A 14,887-nucleotide genomic window follows, 5' to 3' on the forward strand; every position below is an offset into this window, starting at 1 on the left:
ATTAAGAAGACTCGTGCCACCGCGGATATCCCTCAGAAGAAATGCTGCCAGCCGCCGGGAAGTAGGGGGCGGCGAAGGCCGGATTCGTCGATCAAAACAACTGAGGGCTGTCCGCTCCGTCTCCTTGCAATAGTTCCAATCTGCGTGACGGCGACCCCGGCGATGCCGCGGGGAAGCACGACATTCGGGCGCGCTGTGAAGAGGAGTTCGTAGTCCTCGCCGCCATGCAATGCCTGCTCAAGCGTTGCGCCTGGATGAAGGGGCAACGCCGCAGCATCGATTACTGCCGTGACGCCGGACTCCGCGCAAAGATGATCGAGGTCCGTCGACAAGCCGTCGCTCAGGTCGATCGCGGCGGTCAGTGCGCGGTTGCGGCGCAGCCACAGCCCTTGTGCAATACGCGGCTGCGGCCACAGGTGCGGCGCCAGTGGATTGTCTGCCTTTGGCGCGTGCACGGCCGCGCGCGAAACCGGCGCTCCGCATTCGCGCAAGAGAGCGAGCCCTGCTGCCGAACCGCCAAGGGCTCCGGTGACATAGAGGAGATCGCCGGGCTGCGCTCCGGAGCGCAGCAAAGCCTTTCTCTGCGGAACGGCACCCAGCAGCACGATGTCGGCAACAGCGAGGGACGATTCGGCCAAGTCCCCTCCGGCAAGGGGAGTTTGATAGACGTCGGCGAGAGCCAGAAAGCCTGCTAGAAAGCGGTCGGCCCAGGAGGGGCTGCGACCACGAGCCACGGTCAGTTCACGGGGCAAACCCAGGGAAAGAAAGGCAGCTACGGGCCTGGCTCCCATGGCGGCAATATCGCTCAGTCCCCGGGCCAGGGTACGGTGTCCGATAGCCTCCGGGGGGTGCCATTCGAGGTGAAAATGCCGCCCGGCGATGGACAAATCGGTGGTTACGGCCATTTCTTCGCCCGGCTTCAACCGCAAAAGCGCGCAATCGTCGCCGATCCCGAGTCGCAACTCGCCGGTTGCAGGGCGGTTTGCCTGCCGGCGGATCCGCTGAAGAAGCGCCAACTCGCCTCGGCCGTCCTTTGCGATCAACTTACCCTGTTTGCCGCGCATCTTATTGAGAATATGGCAAGCCGACGAAACGTGCGAAATAGGGCAGTTTCGGAATAAATGTAGACTCTATGAGCGCAGTGAAAGGTGGACTCTCTCTTGATGATGGGCCACTTAAAGGGCAAACATTCCGTCTACACCAATTCCGAAACTGCTAAAGAGCATTACTTATGGCCAGTCTGAAGTTGGACCTAAATCGAATTTCAAGCCGGATTTCCGCGTCAAATTCTTGACCCCGCGCGGGGGGCACTGCTAGCCTATACGAACGTTCAACCATAGGCGCCTCTTCATGGGCGTGTACAGATAGGGCGGGGCTCCCCCCAGCACCTGCATTCGTAAGGAGTTACTGGCTACGCGGCAAGTAGCAACCTTGCAAATTTGTTGATCTGAAAGCAGGACCATGCTGCGAAAACGCTATTACATACTTTTTGTTGCCAGAGATGAAGATGGCCGGGTTAGAAAGATTCCACTTCCTCTGCGCTATGTGTACGGATTTGTTGCCGCCGCGCTGGTGGGAGCTTTCACCATTGTTGGGCTGGCCGGCTCGTACACGCGCATGCTGCTCAAGACCGAGCGCTTCAACCAGGTCAGGCAAGACAATCAGAATTTACGCAAGGACTACAAGCAACTTGCCCAGGTCGCGCACGATCGCGATGTGCAGGTCGCCTCGCTGGGAGCACTAGCCAGCGAAGTGACCGCTCTCTACGGCCTGCGCCAGCACAAGGTGATTCCTGCAAAGGCTTCGGCCGCTACAGCCGCCGCCACTCCCACGCCTCCGACCCTGGCGGTGAAAGACGACGTCAGCGCGCAGGATGTGAAGATGAGCTTCGAGCAGTTTTATTCATTGCGCGATCAGGCCATGTCGGGCCAGGTAACGCGAGCACTTGAAGGCGGTCTTGCTCCCGGTTTCACAGGCGACTGGACGCAATTTGCCGCTGCGCCTTCCATCTGGCCCGTCGAAGGCCGTATCGGATCGAGCTTCGGCCAGCGTGAGGATCCAATCAATGGAGAAGGGGCGTTCCATCCCGGGCTCGATATTGAAGCGCCTTACGGAACGCCGGTGCGTGCCGCGGGCGATGGCGACGTCCTGAATGAGAATATGGGCGCCGGATATGGCCGCCAGGTGGTGCTCGATCACGGCCACGATCTCATCACGCTCTACGGGCATCTCTCGGCTGTTTCTGTCGTGCCGGGCCAGCATGTGATGCGGGGGCAAGTCATCGGATACGTGGGCCAGACGGGCCGTGCCACCGGACCGCACCTGCATTATGAAGTGCGCATCCACAAGGTTCCCGTCAATCCGCACAAGTATCTGCGGAGCACGTACGAGCAGGCCCTGGGCAGCGATATCTCGACGCGCATCGCGAGTAAATAATCCTTCAGATCAGATACCGATGAGCGGCTCCCCACGGAGCCGCTTTTTGTTTTTGCCCGAGGTTCGGCCAGGGTCCGACGCCGAAAAGATTGTTGTGGGGCTTCAAGTCTTCTTAGTATCGTGCCAAGTGAGATTCATTTCCGCCTTTCGGTGCAGAGAGAGTCAAGACATTATCTGCAAGCTTGAATCTGAAGTTCCCGGGAGTGGGAGTAAAGGTCGGAAAGCTGAAATGAAGCGCGGAACCGGAGACTGTGTATGAGCCGTGATGAATCGCGAATGGCATGACAAACAGCATCTTCCCACCGTCGTATACCAACCAGTGAGCCACTAAATTGCGCCCTGCCATATCCCGGTTTTCAATCCACTCGCCAACTATAGGATTGCGGACATCGACACGATCACCGACGCGTGTGAGTTCAATGACACTAGCTTCGTCTTCCAATCTGAGTTTATTGCCGCCGAGCCATTTCAGATCTGTTTTCCGTTCAGCACCGCGATCCGTCGCGGGGGGCAATATAAGTTGACCATTCTCGATGCGCCACGGCCCCTCCACCACGGCACCCGGGCTGAAATCGGCGGTGCCGTCCGAGCGAAACTCAACTATTGCCCCTAGTCCGCCTTTGGATGTTTCCAACGAGCGCCAGCGCCCTACAATGCTTCCGGAAAACGGCTGTTGGGCAGAAACGCAACATGCAAAATCCAAGCTGACGCAAGCCAGAAGTGCTACGGAAGCTGCGAAACGAAGCACGCGATTCGCCTTTCGGAAAATTGACCTCGACTTTGAATTGTGTAGATGAATCGTGCGAATAGTGGCGTCCCCGATGGATCTTCCCGTTCCGAGATTCATGCGTGGAGACTAATAGCAGTCGACTTGTATGGCGGTGACAGGAGGCACACAAACACCCGTGCCGGGCATTCAACCGCGATGGTGAGCGTATCGTGAACCAACCGGACATTTCACTTGCTACCAAAGGCGGACATTTCTACCTGCTAATGACATCAGATCGGCGGTCACACTCCCGGAAGCCAGATCCTCGGGCGTATTTGAGGCTGTTTTCACCCTGAGGGAATGACACAGGTTGTATTCAGAATCACATCCGAGTCATGCCGTCGTTCGTAGGATGTCATTCGAATCGACGAACAGACCGAAGTACCAAGAGAATCAAGTAAACATGACGACAAAAATGAGAATGGCACTACTGCTCTCAGCCGCTCTTGCGTTTTGTGCGGTTGGTATTGGCCAGGTTGGGAAGCCGCAGCCAGACGAGAACGGGGTCTACGCGGGGAACGGCGTATGGGCGGCGGCTCTCGTCCATCCTGTCCCGGCGATCGCATCCGATGATCCGCGATTGAAGGGATCGAAGTCCGTGTGCGGTCTACTTGTCGAAGCCGGAGCGGACGGAGTGCCGGAAACGGTCGCCGTGGCGAATAGAGTTGCAAGCCCTTTTGATGATGCGGCGATCCTGGCAGTGCGACAGTCACGGTTTGAGCCGGGCACTTTCAAGGGAAAACCTGTGCCTACGCGATTCATGGTGTGGGTGCCATTCATTGACGGGCATCCTGCTGTGCCAGTGGGCGGAGGCTCGGCCCCATGGAAAAAGCCCGCAGGTCTGAAGACGCTGACGAACCCGGTGCCAATTAGCACACCTCCGGTGGAACTTTCCGACGAGGCACGCCGGGGGCACTACGCCGGGTATGTGGTGATTCAGGTCCTAATCGACGAAGACGGTTCGCCAACGCACGCGAGACTCCTTGTTCGTGCTGGAAAAGGGATGGACGACAACGCGCTTGCGGCGGTGAGCAAATGGAGATTCAAACCGGCAACTCTTGAGGGAGTACCGGTGCCGTTTCTAATGAATGCCGAAGTCGCTTTTCGATAGGTGGTCCGTCGCACATAGCATCTGAGGGGTCACAATGGGTAAGCAGAAACTGCCAGACGCGGCTGTACTCGGCATGGTGATGGGCGCAGTCCTATTCCTCTTGGGATTCATTTTTGCGTTCTACTTCATGCACTCCCCGCCCTTTGACCGAATGTGACACTTCCGGAATCAAAAGCCATGTATACCCCAAACTCACCGCTATTTCTGGTGCTCTGATTTCGGGGTTCCGAGCCTGTGGTGGGCAACTCTTCCTTATCCCCGAATCTTCGCCAGCCGAGCGGAGACGTAGTATGGTTACCTGTTGGATTTCAACCATTCAACCTGGGAGATGAACCTTGTCGCTTCGTTCTCGTTTTTGGTTTGCCTTGCTTGTTGTTGCATTGCCCGCTGTCGCGCAAGACCGCAGCGCTAACGTCAAGACCGCCTTCGCCCGTGCACAGCATTTGCGTCATGGCATCAACGCGTCGGAGTGGTTTGCGCAGACCGGCAACTACTCTGCCGCGCAAACGAACAGCTATACGGATGACGCGGATATTGCGCTCATGGCGCAGATCGGATTCGACAATGTGAGGCTCAACATCGATGCGGCGCCGCTCTCACGAGCGTTCTCCGGCAGGGATAGCACGGGCTTTCTGGGCCGGCTGGACCACGCCGTCGACCAGATGCTCGCGAAGGGCATGGCTGTACAGATCGATATCCATCCGGAGAGCGACTACAAAAAGAGCGTCAGCACGACCAGCGACGGCGTTGATCGCTTTGCGATGCTGTGGCGCAAACTGGCCGCGCATTATGCCGATCGCAATCCCGACCTGATCTTTTTCGAGATCATGAATGAGCCGGAAGAGCGCGATCCGTATCGCTGGGCGGGCGTGCAGGCGCGCGCGGCGGAGGCCATTCGCGACGCTGCGCCAAAGAACACCATCATTGCCACCGGGCCGAACTGGTCGTCGATTGCGGACCTGTTGACGCAGCATCCTCTGCCCGACGGCAACGTGATTTACAACTTCCACTTCTATGAGCCGCACGAGTTCACACACCAGGGCGCAGGCTGGGGCGGCGTTTGGTGGATCTACACGCACGATATTCCTTATCCCGCGACCGAGGACAGCATGCAGAAATCGCTGGCCGAGGTGCCGGATGCGGCGAATCGCTACGCGCTTGAGCACTACTGGCTCGACCACTGGGATGCGCATCGTATCCGGCTGCAGATAGACGCGGCGGCTGCGTGGGGCAAGGAGCACACCGTTCCGCTGATCTGCAACGAATTTGGCGCGTACCGCGAGCATACCGATCCCGCTTCGCGCATGAACTGGATTCGCGATGTGCGCACGGCGCTCGAAGCAGACGGCATTGGCTGGACGATGTGGGATTATCGTGGCGGCTTCGGCGTGGTGTGGAAGCAGGACGGCCAGCCGGCGAAGGTGGATCCGGCAGCTGTGGAAGCTTTGGGGCTGAAGAAATAGCAGGCGGAGAAGGAAAATATTGCCGACCATTCTGATTCCGCAGTGTGCGGAATAACGCCGATTGCGCGGATTCGTGTAAACTTCGACAACGCCTGGCCGTCTTTCTGATTGTCCCCGCACCGTGAGGTTCGCTGCATGGTGAGTCCCTGCTTCCCCCAAAAACACTTCGCGAATGCGATGCTGTTCTCGCTGGTCTTGATAGCGGAACTCGTGCCCGCTGCAGGGATCGCCCAAGGGATACAGGCGCCAGCATCTGGAGATACGTCGCAGGTGGCGAGTTCGCAACTGTCGCCTGAGGATCAGACTCGACTGGCTCAGCTGCAGGCAGATCTTAAATCTGCAATCGCAGCGCGCGATGCCCGAGCCGTGGCAAAAGTACAGAACCAGATGGGCGCGTTGTGGTTCAGCGCCGGCGATATGCAGAATGCGCTGGCAGCGTACAACCGCGCTGCTGCCGCAGCCAACCTGGTGAAGGACGCAGAGCAAGGCGTGGCGGCGCTGAACGGGCTGGGGAACGTGGCCGTCAAGAGCGGCCAGGCCCAGGAAGCAATGCAGGCGTTTCAAGAGGCACTCGGGATTGCCACGGCGCAAGGGATTACGGGAGGCAAGGCAGACGCGCTGAATGGGCTTGCCATTCTCAACGCGAGTCAGCGTCAAGCTGGGAGTGCTCTCGATTACGCGAACCAGGCTTTGGCGATTAGGCGAGAGATGGGCGACCACGCGGGAGAGGCCGTGATCCTGGCGGAAATCGCAACAGGTTACAACGCCGCAGGAGACCAAACGAATGCGCTCAAATATGCTCAGCAGGCGGACGACGCTTTTAAGGCGGCAGGGGATCGAAAGGGCGAGGCCAATGCGCTGCTCGGAATCGGCGACATCTATGCGAGTTTGCGGGATAAAAGGGCGCTGGACTATTACGCGCAGGCGCTGACTGTTGCCCGCCAGTCGAACTCTCCGCGCGTTCTAGCGACGGCACTGAACAAGGTCGGGCTCGGCGACTATGCTCTCGGAGAGAACCAGAGAGCGCTCGAGAACTACAACGAAGCGTTGCCGATCATTCAAAGCCTGAACATGACGGATGGGACCGGGTTGATGCTGAGCAATATCGGACTTGCCTGGTCCGGCCTGGGGGAGAAAGAGAAGGCGCTCGACTATTTGAACCAGGCGCTGCCCGTCTTGCGTATGGCAGGTGACCGCGGCGGCGAGGCCCTGGTGCTGAACAATCTAGGATCGATCTACCATGGCTTGGGCAGCATCCAGAAGGCACTGGACTACTACAATCAGGCATTGCCTGTCCTGGACGCAGTGGGCGACCGTGCCTCGGAGGTCATGACGCTCAACAACATGGGTGCTGCGTACCTGCAACTCGGCGAAAAACCGAAGGCGGTCGAGGTTCTGAACCAGGCGATCACAACCCAGATGGGGGCGGCCAATCGGCGTGGCGAGGGCATCGCACGCGCGATTCTGGGTTTGGTGTATCACAAGATGGGCGATGACCAGAAGGCGCTCGAGTCAATCAACAAAGGTATCGACATCCTGCACCAGGTGACTGACCGCCAGAGCGAAGCGAATGCTCACATCGCGCTGGCCAGGATTTACTTCGATGAGGGCGACAGGGCGAAGGCACTTGCGAGCCTGAATCAGGCGTTGCCACTGGCCAAAGCGGTCAACGATCCACTGGTCCTGTCGCTGGTGCTTTACGGCATGATGCACTTGCACAAAGATCAGCCCGCTCTGGCTATCTATTACGGCAAGCAGGCGGTGAATCTGCTGCAAAAGGTGCGCAGCAACATGCAGGGGCTGGACAAGGCGGTGCAATCGACATTTGTCGCGTCGAAGGCGGACTTTTATCACGATCTGGCCGCTCTGCTGATTGCCCAGGGCCGGCTGCCGGAAGCGCAGCAGGTCCTGGATTTGCAGAAGCAACAAGAATACTCAGACTATGTGCGCGGGGCAGCCAGCGACACGCTCAGTCCGTTGACGCTTACGGCAGCGGAGCAGAAAGCGGAGCAAGACTACGAAGTATCCACGAAACAGCTTGTGGCGGCGGGCGAGCAGTGGGCGAAACTGAAAGATCTGAGCACGCGCACACCGGAGCAGCAGAAGCAATTGAGCCAACTCTCCGATCAACTAAGCGCGGCGAGCAAGGCGCTGGAAGATTACTACGCCCGGCTTTATGTGCTGTTTGGAAAAGACAGCACGGCGAACAAGCAGGTGGCGGACGTGAAAGGGAACGTGAGCGCCTTGGAAGAACAGATCGCGGAGTCGCCTCTGACGGTGGCGCTCTACACCATGGTGACCAGCGATCACTATCGAGTGATTTTGATTACATCGGCAGCAACCGTGGCGCGGGAGTTTGCGATCGCCGAAACGGAGTTGAACAAGAAAGTCGCGGAGTTTGAGCAGGCACTGCGCGATCCGAAGCGCGACGCCAAGCCGCAGGCGCAGGCGTTGTATGCCATCCTCATCGGTCCGGTGCAAGCAGAATTGGAACAGGCAAAAGCGGAGACGCTGGTCTGGTCGCTGGACGGCGTTTTGCGCTATGTGCCGATGGCCGCGCTATACGACGGGAAGCAATACCTGGTAGAGAAGTACAACACCGTGACGATTACGCCCGCCAGCATCGCGATGCTGGAGGACAAGCCGGATGTGGCAAACCTGAGCGTGGCGGCAATGGGCATCGCGCGCAAGTACGAGGATGGATTGCCCGCACTGCCCTCGGTGGCGAGCGAACTTCGCGATGTGGTGAGAGACGCGAAGGTCGAAGGATCAAACGGCGCGCTGCCCGGAACGATTCTGCTGGATGGTCAGTTTACCGAGAAGGCGATGGAGGAACAACTGAGCGTGAGACATGGCGTGGTGCACATTGCGAGCCACTTTGTCTTCAAGCCGGGAGACGACAGCCAGAGTTATCTGCTGCTGGCGGGCAAGGACGAGGGCTCAGGCTTTCATTTGACCGTAGCGGACTTTCGCGACAACAGGAATCTATCGCTGCGCCATACGGATCTGCTGACGTTGTCGGCTTGCGAGACCGGAATGAATGGCAGTTCGAGCAACGGTCGCGAGGTGGATGGACTGGGCGCGACGGCGCAACTGAAGGGAGCGAAGGCAGTGATCTCGTCGTTGTGGTCAGTGAACGATAACAGCACGGGCCAGCTGATGGGCGACTTCTACAAGCGCTGGACAGCTGGTGCAGGCAAAGTTACCAAATCGGAAGCGCTGCGAGAGGCTCAGCTTGATTTGCTGCTTGGCGCGTCGAATGCAAAGACTGGGGGAACGGCACGCGGACTTGAGACAGAGGGGGAAGTTTCAGCGTCTTCATATGCGCATCCCTACTACTGGGCGCCGTTTGTCTTGATGGGAAACTGGAGATGAGACTGGTGATCGAACGCGGACCACGAATAACTATTTTTCCCGGTGACAAACCACAAATTTACAGGTCTATCTGAGCAACGTCATTCGATTGATGCGGCTGGAATTCGGCTGCGCGGAAGGAACGTATGACATTGCCAGATTCGGAGGGCGAGCGCGGGCTCGTGCCCAATTCATTTTTGACGAGTGTCGACGATCCGCACCTCTGGTCGGGGCTTTATGAAAGCGTTCGCGACCGCTTCTTTCCCGCAAAACTTCCTCCGCTGGAACTGACATCAACGCCGGTTCCTGTGGCCGATCGCATGGCTGCGAACACCAATCCGTGGGCCGTCGGAACGGCCACGCTGGTGAATGGCGGCATCCTGGCTCTGCTGCTGTTGATGGGTGTGAGAGCGGTTGTGTACAGCGATCCCGCTCCCAAGCCGAATTCCACATTTCACATCGACGACTTTCCTTTATTCGCGCCTATGAGAGCCGATTCGTCGCATGGCGGGCGCGGTGGGGGAACGAACGATCCGATTGACCCGAACAAGGGACGACTGCCGAAGCTCGACTTGAATGCGATTGAGAAGGTGCAGGTGCCGCTGCTCGATCATCCGAAGCTGGCGCTGGACAACAGCCTTGCCGTGCCGCCCGATGTCAAACTTCCCGACAATCCGACGATGCCGATGATCGGTGTGCACGACTCGACGAATGTCACGGTTGTCTCCGGCGGGCCGGGAAAAAACGGTGGTATCGGCTTTGGGCCCGGCGGTGATTATGGTCCGGGAAGCGGGAATAGCTGGGGGCCGGATTCAGGAAACGGCATTTACAGGCCGGGAGTCGGAGGCGTTACGCAGCCGATCCCGATCTTCACGCCCGAGGCGGAATTTTCAGACGAGGCGCGACGCCAGAAATACGAAGGCGTGTGCATGATCTCGGTGATCATTGACGCGCAGGGCAATCCGCAAAGCCCGCGCGTGGTGCAGCACCTGGGCATGGGGCTCGACGAGAAGGCGCTCGAGGCGGTGGCGAAGTACCGCTTCAAGCCGGCGCGCAAGGATGGGAAGCCGGTGGCCGTGCAGATCTCGGTGATGGTCAATTTCAGGCTGTTCTGAAGCGCAACCGGTTGGTTGCCGGTCAAGATGGCTCTCGAACCGCCGCAGATCATTTTCATCAATCCGCCCGGTGTGTTGGAGCCTTGGCACACTCTATCCGAGGTCGCAAACGCCTGCGCATGTCACGGTTGCCGATGAGGTTTTCGGCGGTTCCGGAGCCGGTGAATCGCGGGCAGGGCAAGGCGATGAGGGCGATCATGGAAATAGCAGAGTGCCGCGAAGGGTGAGTGGCGTTTGCGTCCACCTGGCATCAGATGCCTTCATTTAACATGGATAATCTTCCGGGTGCACGGGGTACCCCCCTCCCATACTTGGATAAAAGTCGCTGAGTCTATGTTGGTTATGGATGTGGGGCTGCGCCAAAATCTTCTTAACAAAGAAGTTCATACCCAAATATCACCTGGCAAATAACTTAGAGGCCGAAACCACGAATAGGGAGCAGGGACTAGAAAACAGGATGATCAATTCCAATCTCTCTGGCTGAATTTGGACTTCAGATTCATTGTGCGCCGAAGGCACGAAATTACCTGCAAAAATCTGGCAGGGAATTTCCGCCATCGTTTCAGCAGCTTAGCCGGTGATTTGCCATTCCGGGCCTTGACAGAAAGGAAACGGAGATACGGGAACAGGGAGCAGCCGCGCCCGACGGATTGAAACGTGATCCCGGCAACCACTGCTTATCCTTTTCCTGCATTTCGCTTCGTGCGATACAGTTGTGCCCATGTCCAGCAAGAACGGCCGGCACCACTTTCTTCTCCTAGCGTCCTGCATCCTTCCTTCGCTCTGCCTTCCGATGGCCGCGCAAGAAGCTGCGCCCTCCGCTCAGCCCGAGACCCCGATGATCCTTCGCGTCACCACCCGCGAGGTGGTGCTGGATGTGATCGCGCGAGACAAGAACCATCGACCGGTCGGCGATCTTGCGGAGAACGAGTTCCAGGTCTTCGATGTCGGCAAGCATGCCGATAAGAATCCGAAACATATTCTTTCCATGCGCATCATCGACCGCAAAACGATCCCGGCCACGCTGGAGGACGGGAAGGCGGATTCAGCATCCGTTCAGGAGCGACCTGTGCTCTCAGTGCCGCGTCTCACTACGAACTTGCAATTCAGGCCTCGCCGGAGCCCGGGTTTCACCAGATCCTGATTAAAAGCACGCGTGCAGGGGTTACGCTCTCCTTCCGGCATCGCTACTATGTGGGCCTGAGCCCCAGCGGATCGCCCCCCAAAGAGACCAAGGACTCCGCCGAAAGCATCGCTCTTGGCGACGCCGCGTGCTTCCACACCCTCATTCCACCCACCCTTGCCATCGCCGCTCACCCCGTCATCGGTGGAAATGCGACGCGTTACGAAGTCGTTGTGCGCCCCGAGTCTCTCTCCGGCATCGGCCTCAACGGAAACAGTTCGCGAGTCCGCCTCGACTTTGGCATGTGCACCTTCGATGCCTCAGGCAATCTTGCCCAGTACTTTCACACCACATCCGACCACCAGCTCACGCCTTCCGAGGTCCAGGACGCCGAGACTCACGGTCTGAGCAAAATGCTTGAGATTCCAGGCGAAACGCCACACCTCGTGCGCCTGGTGGTACGCGAGCACGAGACCGGGAACCTGGGCATCGTGGATGTGTCGCGCCCCGCCGGGCAGAGCGATCAAGACAAATTCCAACCGCCTCCCGTGGGAACCGTTCGCGCCTTCGGCGTCGTCACCCCACTCCCCAACGCATTCTGCGGCGATGTCTACGAGATTTCCTACGGCGCCGCGGTGATCCCCGATTTTTGGAATCTCGACCCGATCGGCTCGATATATGCCAACGCGCTGAATGTTGTCGACCAGGACGTCACCGGCTCTGTGGGTCTTCCCGGGGTGTCGCACTCCGTGATGTGGTTCGGCGTGGATTACTACGGCGAGTTCTACATCACCAAACCCGGCGAATATAAATTCGATCTCGAGTCCGACGACGGTTCCCGTCTCGAAATCGATAACCAGCAGCTGATAGACAATGACGAACTTCACTCCGCCCAGTCGAAAACAGCGAAGGTCAATCTTGCTGTCGGCCGGCATACGATCCACGTGCCGTATTTTCAGGGATCGCCACCGGGAGTCGCGCTGATCCTCACCATCAAGCCGCCGGGGGAATCGACGCGTCCGTTCAACCTCCGCGACTTTGCACCGCCACCGGCGACGCCGTGATCGGAAGGTCACGGTGAACTTCAAGCTGTTCCAGAGATGAAGGTGAGAAGGACTGCAACTGATTGGTTGTATGTGGGCAGATAGCGATCGCACTGATCCCAGGTCTCAAAATCGAGACCTGGGGCACCCAAATCATGGAGATTGATGCAGGCTATTTGCCGGTGTAGATGACGTGCCAGATGGATCTTGTGCCGTCGTCAGAGACGAAGAGGGAGCCGTCATGGGATTCCGCTACGCCGACGGGACGTCCCCAGACCTGGCCGTCGCCGATGGTGAAGCCGGTGAGGAAGTCCTCGTACTCGCCGGTGGCGCGGCCGTTCTTCATAGGCAGGCGGATGACTTCGTAACCCGAGCGCTGGGCTCGGTTCCATGAGCCGTGTTCGCAGGCGAAGCCGTCGCCTTTAAATTCGGCCGGAAACTGGGAGCCCTCGTAGAACATCATCTCGAGCGAAGCGAAGTGCGGGTTGACGATGATGTCGGGGGTGATGACCTTGGAGCCCAATTCGGGGTGCTTGCCGACGTGCCGCGGGTCCTGGTGCCCGCCCATGTACCACCACGGCCAGCCGTAGAAGCCGCCTTCCTGCACGTGGGTGACGTAGTCGGGGACGAGGTTGTTGCCCAGACCGTCGCGTTCGTTAGTCGAGCACCATAGTTCGCCGGTGATGGGGTTGATGGCCTCGCCAACACAGTTGCGTATTCCCCAGGCGTAAATCTTGACGAACTTGCCGTCGGGCGTGAACTGGAGTACATCGGCGCGGTGGTACTCCTCGGGGTAAGTGTCGCTGTCATCGACGTTGGAATGGGATCCGACGGAGGCGAAGAGTTTGCTTCCATCCCTGGAGAAGATTAGATCGCGGGTCCAGTGGCCGCCGCCGCGCAGGCGTCCGCCACCGGGCAGGTCGGCCAGGTCTTCCAGAGCGCCGCGGGCCTTCAGATCGCCATTTTCATACGGGAAGCGCACGATGCCGTCGGTATCGCCGATGTAGACGTATTTGGGGTTGGGTCCGGTGGGGTAGAACGCGATGCCGAAGGGCTGATGCAGGCCCTCGGCAAAAACGGATGTCTGCTGGGGCTTGCCGTCGGCCGTAGCGCCGCGAAAGACCCGGATTTTTCCGGACTCGCTTTCAGCAAGAAAAAGATCGCCGTTGGGCGCGACGCGGAGCAGGCGGGGATTGTCGAGGCCGGTGGCGTAGAGTTCGACCTTGAACCCTTTGGGCGCGATAGGCCAGGCATTTGCGGGGCGCGGGACCATATTGGCGCCGTTATCGACGGATTGGTCAGGGGCCGGCGCGGGCAGATCGGCGGCGGTGACGTGGCGGCGGATCCCTGGAGATTCGTGCGCCGCATCGGTAAATGCGTTCTGTCCGGTGAGCACAGGCGTGGATTGCTGCGTTTGGGTTGGAGAGGACTTTTTGGCGGCTGCAACCGCTGCAATCATCGAGATCGATAGCAGACAGAAAACCATGCACATCAGAGCTTGCGTTCTGAGAAAGCGAATCATGAGACCTCTTTGGGTTTTGGTGAAGACCTTAGCTTACGCCTACTGAACAAGATGCGGTAAGGGAGCAGCGGGAATCCAGAAAAATGTCAGAAATGGAGAGGCCGCCGGCTTGGTTTCCACCTCCAACCCAGGAAGAGGGAACGCACTGCCGACGGCCAATACACAACACCTAAATACAAATACACGACGCATTCCGGGGAACCACGTCACTTACTTCGATGCGTCTTGCGCGGGTTGGGTTGCCGGGGCGGAGAAAGAATTTTCACCATTCGTAATTTGGCTCAAAACAGAGGGTGACAGTATGGCGGTGGCGATGACGCGATCGCGTTTCTGGCTCACTTCGGTAGTTTTCAACAGCTCGCGAAGGGCATTATTGGCGGCGTCGTTGGAGAGCTGGGTTGTGACGGCGCGGGCCAAGGTCACAATGTTGGTGAGGGCGGCTGCCTGGCTGGCTGCCTTTTCCTCGTCGGGAGCGATCTCTTCGACACGAAGATGGACAGAGTTTGCCAGCGGAAGGCCGGGTGTGAGGCTGGCTATGATGGTGGAGTCATCCTGAAGGGGCAGGGAGAGGCCAAATACTTTGATGGCCCCGCTCTCAGAAAAGGGCAGGCCGATCTGGCCGACACCCCAGACGATTGCCAGCAGAGGAACGTCGCGGAAATGGTGCTGCAGCAAGGTTGATCCGGCAAAGGGCAGTGCGGCGGTGCGATGCCGATCGATGATCGAGTGAATCTTTTCGGTGGTCGGAAAGTTTGAGGCGGCGATCATGTCGTATCCCACCTGTACGACACGGACGGTCCGCCCCTCAGACGCAATGTTGTAAATGGTGTGGCCGGCGTAAACTTCACGGCTGGCGGAGTGCGCGTCGAGCCATGTGTTGAGACGCGTACCGGTGAGCTTTCCGGTGAGCACCATGGAGTAGGCGACGGGGCCGTTGGGGCCAGTGGGATC

General features: G+C 58.6%; 12 protein-coding genes. 7 read left to right on the plus strand and 5 right to left on the minus strand.

All coding sequences use genetic code 11. The features are described from left to right. Positions 1-32: 32 nt before the first annotated feature. A complete protein-coding gene (thiL, locus tag VK574_RS14275) occupies positions 33-1,016 on the minus strand; it encodes a thiamine-phosphate kinase (RefSeq protein ID WP_472800518.1) in 984 nt (327 codons plus the stop codon). A gap of 448 nt (positions 1,017-1,464) precedes the next feature. Here thiL and VK574_RS14280 point away from each other — a divergent pair, with 448 nt between their 5' ends. Then, positions 1,465-2,436 carry a M23 family metallopeptidase gene (locus tag VK574_RS14280; RefSeq protein ID WP_472800533.1) on the plus strand — a complete coding sequence of 324 codons (972 nt, stop codon included), beginning with the start codon at positions 1,465-1,467 and terminating at the stop codon, positions 2,434-2,436. 112 nt (positions 2,437-2,548) lie between these two features. Here the strand turns inward: VK574_RS14280 and VK574_RS14285 are convergent, their stop codons facing one another. Further along, entirely contained in the window at positions 2,549-3,184 is a 636-nt protein-coding gene (locus VK574_RS14285; RefSeq protein WP_472800519.1) for a hypothetical protein, read from the minus strand. A gap of 424 nt (positions 3,185-3,608) precedes the next feature. Between VK574_RS14285 and VK574_RS14290 the strand changes: the two genes are divergently transcribed. The 5 genes from VK574_RS14290 to VK574_RS14310 all read left to right on the plus strand — a co-directional run bounded on the left by VK574_RS14290 (position 3,609) and on the right by VK574_RS14310 (position 10,248). Then, positions 3,609-4,316: an energy transducer TonB gene (locus VK574_RS14290; protein ID WP_472800520.1), complete on the plus strand. Its 708-nt coding sequence runs from the start codon at positions 3,609-3,611 to the stop codon at positions 4,314-4,316. 34 nt (positions 4,317-4,350) lie between these two features. Next, on the plus strand, positions 4,351-4,473 hold the full coding sequence (locus VK574_RS14295) for a hypothetical protein (protein WP_472800521.1): 123 nt from the start codon (positions 4,351-4,353) through the stop codon (positions 4,471-4,473). Between the two features lie 178 nt (positions 4,474-4,651). Continuing rightward, positions 4,652-5,779 (plus strand): glycoside hydrolase family 5 protein, encoded by a 1,128-nt coding sequence (locus tag VK574_RS14300; RefSeq protein ID WP_472800522.1) that lies wholly within the window; start codon positions 4,652-4,654, stop codon positions 5,777-5,779. A gap of 135 nt (positions 5,780-5,914) precedes the next feature. Then, a complete protein-coding gene (locus tag VK574_RS14305) occupies positions 5,915-9,154 on the plus strand; it encodes a CHAT domain-containing protein (protein WP_472800523.1) in 3,240 nt (1,079 codons plus the stop codon). Between the two features lie 125 nt (positions 9,155-9,279). After that, positions 9,280-10,248, plus strand: a complete 969-nt coding sequence (locus VK574_RS14310; RefSeq protein ID WP_472800524.1) for an energy transducer TonB — start codon at positions 9,280-9,282, stop codon at positions 10,246-10,248. Between the two features lie 757 nt (positions 10,249-11,005). Here the strand turns inward: VK574_RS14310 and VK574_RS14315 are convergent. Next, positions 11,006-11,227 (minus strand): hypothetical protein, encoded by a 222-nt coding sequence (locus VK574_RS14315; RefSeq protein WP_472800525.1) that lies wholly within the window; start codon positions 11,225-11,227, stop codon positions 11,006-11,008. A gap of 215 nt (positions 11,228-11,442) precedes the next feature. Between VK574_RS14315 and VK574_RS14320 the strand changes: the two genes are divergently transcribed. Beyond that, a complete protein-coding gene (locus tag VK574_RS14320; protein ID WP_472800526.1) occupies positions 11,443-12,435 on the plus strand; it encodes a PA14 domain-containing protein in 993 nt (330 codons plus the stop codon). Positions 12,436-12,586: 151 nt separating this feature from the next. Here VK574_RS14320 and VK574_RS14325 read toward each other — a convergent pair whose 3' ends face one another. Beyond that, entirely contained in the window at positions 12,587-13,936 is a 1,350-nt protein-coding gene (locus VK574_RS14325; RefSeq protein WP_472800527.1) for a PQQ-dependent sugar dehydrogenase, read from the minus strand. Between the two features lie 210 nt (positions 13,937-14,146). Next, positions 14,147-14,887: hypothetical protein (locus VK574_RS14330; protein ID WP_472800528.1), on the minus strand; the 741-nt coding region annotated here is incomplete at its 5' end.

Origin of the sequence: Occallatibacter sp. (assembly GCF_035317045.1) — a bacterium.
Lineage (GTDB): Bacteria > Acidobacteriota > Terriglobia > Terriglobales > Acidobacteriaceae > Telmatobacter.

Bases quoted from the DNA above. Each gene is read 5' to 3' on its own strand.
- VK574_RS14310 (WP_472800524.1), top strand. From the start codon at position 9,280: ATGACATTGCCAGATTCGGAGGGCGAGCGCGGGCTCGTGCCCAATTCA.
- VK574_RS14295 (WP_472800521.1), top strand. From the start codon at position 4,351: ATGGGTAAGCAGAAACTGCCAGACGCGGCTGTACTCGGCATGGTGATG.
- VK574_RS14325 (WP_472800527.1), bottom strand. From the start codon at position 13,936: ATGATTCGCTTTCTCAGAACGCAAGCTCTGATGTGCATGGTTTTCTGT.
- VK574_RS14305 (WP_472800523.1), top strand. From the start codon at position 5,915: ATGGTGAGTCCCTGCTTCCCCCAAAAACACTTCGCGAATGCGATGCTG.
- VK574_RS14315 (WP_472800525.1), bottom strand. From the start codon at position 11,227: ATGTTTCGGATTCTTATCGGCATGCTTGCCGACATCGAAGACCTGGAA.
- VK574_RS14290 (WP_472800520.1), top strand. From the start codon at position 3,609: ATGACGACAAAAATGAGAATGGCACTACTGCTCTCAGCCGCTCTTGCG.